We start from the raw sequence: 6,723 nt of genomic DNA on the forward strand, positions 1-6,723 counted from the left end.
GCGACTCCGGTGTCAGGTTCCGAAGCGCGCGGGAGGCAACATCCCGCCCGGGAGGGGCTGCACGTGGAGGTTGAAGTGGTGGGGGCACACGGCCAGAGTGCCGGCCCCATGAGCAAGCCCGCTGCGGAGTTCGACATCGTCTTGTGGGGCGCCACCGGCTTCACCGGCCGCCTCGTCGCCGAGTACCTCGCCCGGACGCGAGACACCCACCGCGCGAAGTGGGCGCTGGCGGGACGGGACCTCGGGAAGCTGGAGGAGGTGCGCCGGGGGCTGGCCGCCCAGGTGCCCGGATGCGCGGAGCTGCCGCTGCTGAAGGCGGACGCGAAGGACGCGGCGTCGCTGGACGCGCTGGTGGCGCGCACGAAGGTGGTGTGCACCACGGTGGGGCCCTACGCGCGCTACGGCAGCGAGCTGGTGGCGGCCTGTGCCCGCGCCGGCACGGACTACTGCGACCTGACGGGCGAGGTGCAGTGGATGCGGCGCATGATTGACGCGCACCACGACCAGGCCCGCGCGACGGGCGCGCGCATCGTCCACACCTGCGGCTTCGACTCGATTCCGTCGGACCTGGGCGTGCTGATGATGCAGGAGCACATGCGCGAGAAGCATGGCGGGCACCTGCGCACCGTGCGGCTCGCGATGGGCCCCATGCGCGCGGGCGCCAGCGGCGGCACCTTCGCCAGCATGTTCCAGGCGGTGGAGGAGGCGATGGTGGACCCGTCGGTGCGGCGCATCCTCGTCAACCCGCACGCGCTGGACCCGGACCCGAAGCAGCCGCGCAACCCGGCCGAGCGCGACCTGATGACGGTGCGCTACAACGAGGAGCTGGGCCAGTGGATGGGGCCCTTCGTGATGGCCTCGGTGAACACGCGCGTGGTGCGGCGCAGTCATGCGCTGCTCGGTTACCCGTGGGGCCGGGACTTCCTCTACACGGAGGTGGCGGCCTACGGCGCGGGACCGAAGGGGCTGGCGCGCGCCGCGAGCATGACGGCGGGGCTGGGCGGCCTGCTCGCCTCCCTGCAGGTGAAGCCGTTGCGCAAGCTGCTGGAGACGAAGGTGCTGCCCGCGCCGGGGCAGGGGCCTTCGGCGGAGCAGCGGGAGCGGGGCTACTTCGTGGCGCAGCTGCGGGGCGAGGGCCTGTCGCCGCGCACCGGCCGCGAGGTGAAGCTGAAGGGCAAGGTGGCGGCGAAGGGAGACCCGGGCTACGCGGCCACCTCGCGCATGCTCGCCGAGGCCGCGCTCAGCCTCGCCTTCGATGACGTGCCCACCACGGGCGGCGTGCTCACCCCCGCTTCGTGCATGGGCATGAAGCTGGTGGAGCGGCTGCGCCGGGCGGACATGACCTTCGAGGTGGAGGAGCTGGCACCCGCCTCAACGAACTGAAAGTGTCAGTGTATTAGGGCCTCAAACGAGGCTGCTGGAGGGCGGCCCCTGGCTGGGCGGGGGAGGGCTGGCGCTATGCTGTGACGGAAATGCTCTGTCCAGCCTGCGCGCGGGTCCGCGCCGATGAATCAGGGGCCTCGTGCCCGGAGTGCGGCGCCGCCCTCGTCCCCGCCACGAATCCCCACCTCGAAGCCTTCGCGCAGGCGACGGTGCGGCGCCACATCGAGCGCTGGCGCGCCGACGGCCTCGTGGACCTCGCCACGGCGACACGGCTGGAGGCGTCGCTCGTTCCCTCCGAGACGCAGGTCCCCGCTCCGCCTCCCGCGAAGCAGGAGGACCCCGCCGCCCGGGTGGAGGCGTGGGCGGAGGAAGTCGCCGCCTCGCTGCGCGAGGCCGCCTCGTGGCGCCCCGGTTGGGGCACCGCGCTGGCCCGCTCCCTGGACGAGGCCGCGAAGGCGGAGCGGGAGGAGGCGGCCCGACGCCGCGCGGGGGCTCGGACGGGGGACTCCGGCGAGGATGACCTCGGCTCGGCGCTGGGTTCGGGACAGGCGCTCTTCGCCCAGGGCGCGGGCTCCATCGGTGGGGGGCTGGAGGCCGTGGTGGCGCTCGACGAGGGCTCCGCGAGCGCGCCCCGCCTCAACGAGTACATCTGGTGGTTCCTCGGCGCGGTGCTGGTGCTCGGCGGCTCGCTCATGGGCGTGCGCGAGGCGTGGCGGGCCCTCGGCGGCGTGCCCCGGCAGCTCCTCGTCACGGGCGCGCTCTTCGGCTACCACGCGGCCTTCATCGGGCTCGGCGTGTTCCTGTCGCGGCGCTCGCTGTCGGCCGGACGCATCCTGGCCGGCATCGGGCTCGCGCTGCTGCCGGTGGTGTTCGTCGCGCTGTCCGCGCTGGTGGCGCTGACTCCCGTCCTGGGTGTCGCCGTCGCGGTCGGCGTCGCCGGGGTGGGGCTCCTCCCGCTGAGGTCGGCGGGGCGCCTGCTGTATGGGGCTTCCGGCGTGTCGCTGGCGGTGGCGCTGCTTCCCTCGCTCCTCGCGAGCCTCCCGCTGATGGGCTTGGAGGAGGCGCCCTGGCTTCGCGCGCTCTGTGCGTCCGCGGGCGTGGTGGCGCTGGGGGCCTCGGTGTGGCGCTCGCGGGCCGCGGGCTCGGCGATGGCGGCGCTCGTCGGCTCGGGCGCGGCGCTCTATGGGGCCCTGTGCCTCGCGCTGTTCTGCGTGGCCAGCGCGCCCTCCGGCTTCGATGCGCTGGAGCCGGGCAGTGCCCTGTTCGCGGGCATGACGCTGTGGGCGATGGCGCTCGCGGCGGTGGTGGCGGTGGCCGCGACCTCCGACGCCGTGCGCGACGCGCACCCGCGAGCGGGCCCGGTGCTGGAGACGCTGGCGCACGCGGTGGTGGCCAGCGGCGCGCTCGCGGGGGCGCTTGGCGCATTCTCCGGCGTGCCGGGAGACGACTTCCTCGTGGACGTGGCGTCGGTGCTCGCACCGGCCGCGGCCGCGGGGCTCTTCTATCTGCTGGAGCACCGACGCCGTGCGCTGGTCCATCCGGCGGCCATGGCCGCGGTGCTCGCGGGCGTGGTGCTCGCGCGCACGCAGGCGCCCGATGTGCCGGCCTGGTGGCTCTTCGGTGCCGCGGCGGTGTGCTCCGGCCTGATGCTCGTCGCGTGGGCGAACGAGTTCCGGGGCACCGGCCTCCGGTTGCTGGCCTGGGGTGCCGTCGGCTCGCTGGTGACGATGCTGGCCTTCACGCCGCTGGGGTGGAGTTGGGGCCCCGTGGACGCCGGGGCCAGGGCCCTGTCGGGGCTGGTCATCGCCGGGGCCGCGCACCTCGCGGGACGCTGGCGCTGGCGGGGTCTGCACTACCTGGGCGGCGTCGCCGTGCTCTTCGGAGCGCTCGCGGCCCTCGAGGGCGTTCCGGAGCTCGACGGAAGCTGGGCGACCCTGGGCGTCTTCGGACTGGCGGGATGGCTCTACGGCCTCGCGGGGCTCGCGCAGGCAGCCTGGATGCGGCGCGCCGGGCAGCGCGACGAGCTGAGGCCGCTGGAGGACCTCTCGCTGGGCATGGCGTCGCTCGGAGTGGTGCTGGCCGTCGGCGTCACGCCGGAGCTGCCCACCCTCTTCGCATGGCTCCCTGGGAACGTGCTCGCCTGTGTGCCCACGGTGCTCGCGGCGATGTTGCTGCTGCTTCGCGCGCGGCGTGACGGGAGCCGGCTGGTCGCCTTCCTCGCGGCCTCGGGCTTCGGGCTGGTGGTGGCGCAGGCCACGGGCACCGTGGCCGACTTCCGCTCGGCGCGAGCCGCTCTCGTCGCCGCGTCCGTGGCGCTCGGTTTCGCGGTCCTCGCGGCCCTGCGCGGCCCCGCCGTCGTCGTGCAGGCCGGGCCCTCGGCGGGAGTGCGCGTGAAGGGGCGGCGGGTGCTCGGCATCATCCCCCTGCCGTTCGGCGCGCATGGCCTGCCGCTCTTCTTGGATGGCTTCGCCGCCGCGGCGCTCGTGCAGGCCGTGGCCGCCACCCTCACGCTCGCGCAGTGGCTCTCCAATCCCTCCGACATCGAGCGGCCCGGCGTGCTGCTCGCGGGTGGGCTGCTCACGGCCAGCGCGGTGGTGGCGTTCGTGTCGCGCGGCTTCGTGGTGTGGCGCCTGCGCGGCTCGGTGGGGACGCTCGCCGTGGCGGGAGGGTTCATCGCGCTCACCGCCATCATCAACCGCGCGGGCCGGCCGCTGCCCCCGGACGTGTCCGCGTGGCGCCTGCCGCTCATCGGCATGGCGCTCTGGGGCGTGGCCCTGGCGACGCGGCGCTTCGGGCCCGCGCTCGGCGCGCTGCTGGAGAACCCGCGCCACGGCCCGCTCTACCATGCGGTGCCCCACGCGGGCGTGGCCGCCCTGGCCCTGGTCCTCGTGCGCCTGGCGGTGAACGTGGGAATGCCGGACCCGTCTCGCGCGCTGGGCGTGGTGCCGCCGCTCTCGCTGCTGGGCGCGGCGCTGCTGTCGCTGCTGCTCGCCGCTTCCTTCCGTTCGGTCTTCGTGGCGCAGGTGGGGCTCCTGCTCGGACTGCCGGGAGCCGCGCTGTGGGCCGCGCGGCAGGACCTGCTCGGCCCGGCGCTGGTGGCGCTGCTGCCACCCGATGGGCAGTGGGTGCACGCCGCCGCGGTGCTCGCGGACTCGCAGGTCCTGGACTGGCTCCAGCCCGAGGCGTGGCTCGCTCCGGGGGACACGCTCTTCTTCCTGTGGCAGCGGGCCTTCGCGGGCATCGCCGCCGCGGGGCTCGTGTACTCCGGGGCGGCGCTCGCGCTTCGTCAAGAGGCGCTCCAGCGGGCCCTTCGGTGGTGGTCCGTCGCGGCGGTGGCCCTGGTCGGCGCCGCGGCCTTCTTCCAGCCCGGGTTGCTGTCGGCGGGGCTCGCCTTCGCCACGGGCGCGGTGCTCTTCCTCGGAGGCGCACGCCAGCAGGGGCGCGCGGTGCTCGGGGTCGGGTTCCTCCTGCTCGTCCATGCCCAGGCGCACCGGGTGCCCGTCCTGGAGTCCTGGCCGGGGCCGGTCCTCGCGGCGGTGGCCTTCGCCGTGGTGGTGCTCAGTCCCTGGGTGGCTCGGAAGCGGGGGCTGGAGCCGGGCGCGACGCGCGTGCGCGCCCAGCAGGCCGCGGGCGTCTACTTCGCCGCCGCGCTGATGTACGCGCTGGCCGTGGGAGGGGACACCTCGCCCGTGCTGGCCGTCCCCATGCTCTTGTGGAGGATGTTCCTCGGGATGGGCGGCTCGTGGATGCTGTCCGCCGCGCTGCCCGTGACGCTGGCCCTGCTCGCGGCCTCGCTGCTCGTCGCGGCATTCCAGTGGCGCGGGGCGTTCGCCGGGTTCGTCGCCTCCCTCGGGTCGACCGTGGCGGGAGGCGCCGTCGTCTCCGCGCTGATGGCCTCCATCGTGATTCGCATGAGCCTCGACGGCCTCCGGCCCTCGTACTTCGTGCTCTTCACCGTGCACGGGGCGTCGCTGGCCCTGGCCGCGGCGGCGAGTGCCCTGCTTCCGCACCTGGCCTCCCGGTGGACGCAGCGGAGCCGGCGAGACGTGGCGGAGGGTCTGGGGTGGGGACGGGACGGGTGGCTCGTGATGACCGGCGTGCTGCTCGCCGTGCTGGCCGTGAGTGGACGGGCCTCCGAGGACTCGCTGCCGCTGGCCATCGCGGCCATTGGCATGGCGGTGGGCGTGTCGCTGCACTGCGCGTGGCGCGAGCACACGGGCCGGCACGTGTACTTCGTGCAGGTGGCGGTGGTGGGCGTCTACGCGCTGGTGCGCAACCTGTACGCCCCCGGCCTGCGGGCCGAGCATGACGCGCTCTTCGCGCTGGCGCTGGGCTTCGTGCTGGTGGGTGTGACGGTGCTGGCGCGTCGGGCGGGGGTGCGCCCGGTGGAGGCCGCGACACGGCGGTTCGCGGCGCTGCTGCCCATTGGCGTGGCGCTGGTGCTGCCGGGGGATGCGACGGGCGAGGCGGCGCTGCTCGCGGGTGGCTCGGGCATGCTGTACGCGGCGCTGGGCGCGGTGGAGCGCAGCCGGATGTTCGGCGCGTTCGCGGCGGCGGCGTGCAACGTGGCGCTGCTCATCGCGGCGCTCGCGTACGGGCTGGAAGGGCTGGAGGTGTACCTGGCGCCGCTCGGCCTGCTGTTGCTGATGCTGAGCCAGCTCTTCACGTCGAGCCTTCCTCACGCGGCGCGCAACACGGTGCGCATCATTGGAGGGCTGCTCCTGTATGTGCCGGCGGCGGCGAAGCTGGCGCTGCGGGTGGGTGAGTCGGCCGATGGGACGTACGCGCTCGTCTTCGGTGGGGTGTGCCTGCTGGGCGTGGCGGCGGGAATGGCGCTGCAGATTCGCGCCTACCTGGCGCTGGGGACGCTGTTCCTCACGCTGGACGTGGTGGCGAACCTGCTCAACGCCGGGCTGCGGGACCACCGCATCGGCTTCCTGGTGATGACGCTCACCGGGCTCTCCATCGTGAGCGCGCGCGTGCTGGCCACACTGAAGCGACGGGAGTGGGAGTTGCTGATGCAACGCGTACGCGTTCAGCTACGCGGTTGGGATTGAGTACGAGAGCATCGGATGGGGTGGGTTCGAGGCTCACATCCGACGTTGGAACCTCGTGTGGAGCGAGCAGCCAAGGGGCGCGAACGGAAGGTTCTGAAGGGGCTCCGGAGAGTTCACCCGATTTCTTACCGGACCCGAGGGGCCCTTCCGCCGTGCCGACCAGGGTCCTGCCTCCAAGTGCTTGAAACTGCTTGGCTCTTGGCACTGCGCGGGCTCGGCACGGGGCCTGCTATGGGGTGACGCGGGCAGCACGGGGCGGTACGGGGCAGGGCGGGTAGGACGG

The 6,723-nt window shown here is 74.1% G+C and carries 2 protein-coding genes; both read left to right on the plus strand.

Features of this window, described 5'->3' with window-relative positions:
• Positions 1–108: 108 nt before the first annotated feature.
• Positions 109–1,383: a saccharopine dehydrogenase family protein gene (locus HG543_RS29145; RefSeq protein WP_169348158.1), complete on the plus strand. Its 1,275-nt coding sequence runs from the start codon at positions 109–111 to the stop codon at positions 1,381–1,383.
• Positions 1,384–1,472: 89 nt separating this feature from the next.
• Positions 1,473–6,440, plus strand: a complete 4,968-nt coding sequence (locus tag HG543_RS29150; RefSeq protein ID WP_169348159.1) for a hypothetical protein — start codon at positions 1,473–1,475, stop codon at positions 6,438–6,440.
• The last annotated feature ends 283 nt before the right edge of the window (positions 6,441–6,723 follow it).

The organism is Pyxidicoccus fallax, assembly GCF_012933655.1.
In the GTDB taxonomy this organism is placed as follows: domain Bacteria; phylum Myxococcota; class Myxococcia; order Myxococcales; family Myxococcaceae; genus Myxococcus; species Myxococcus fallax.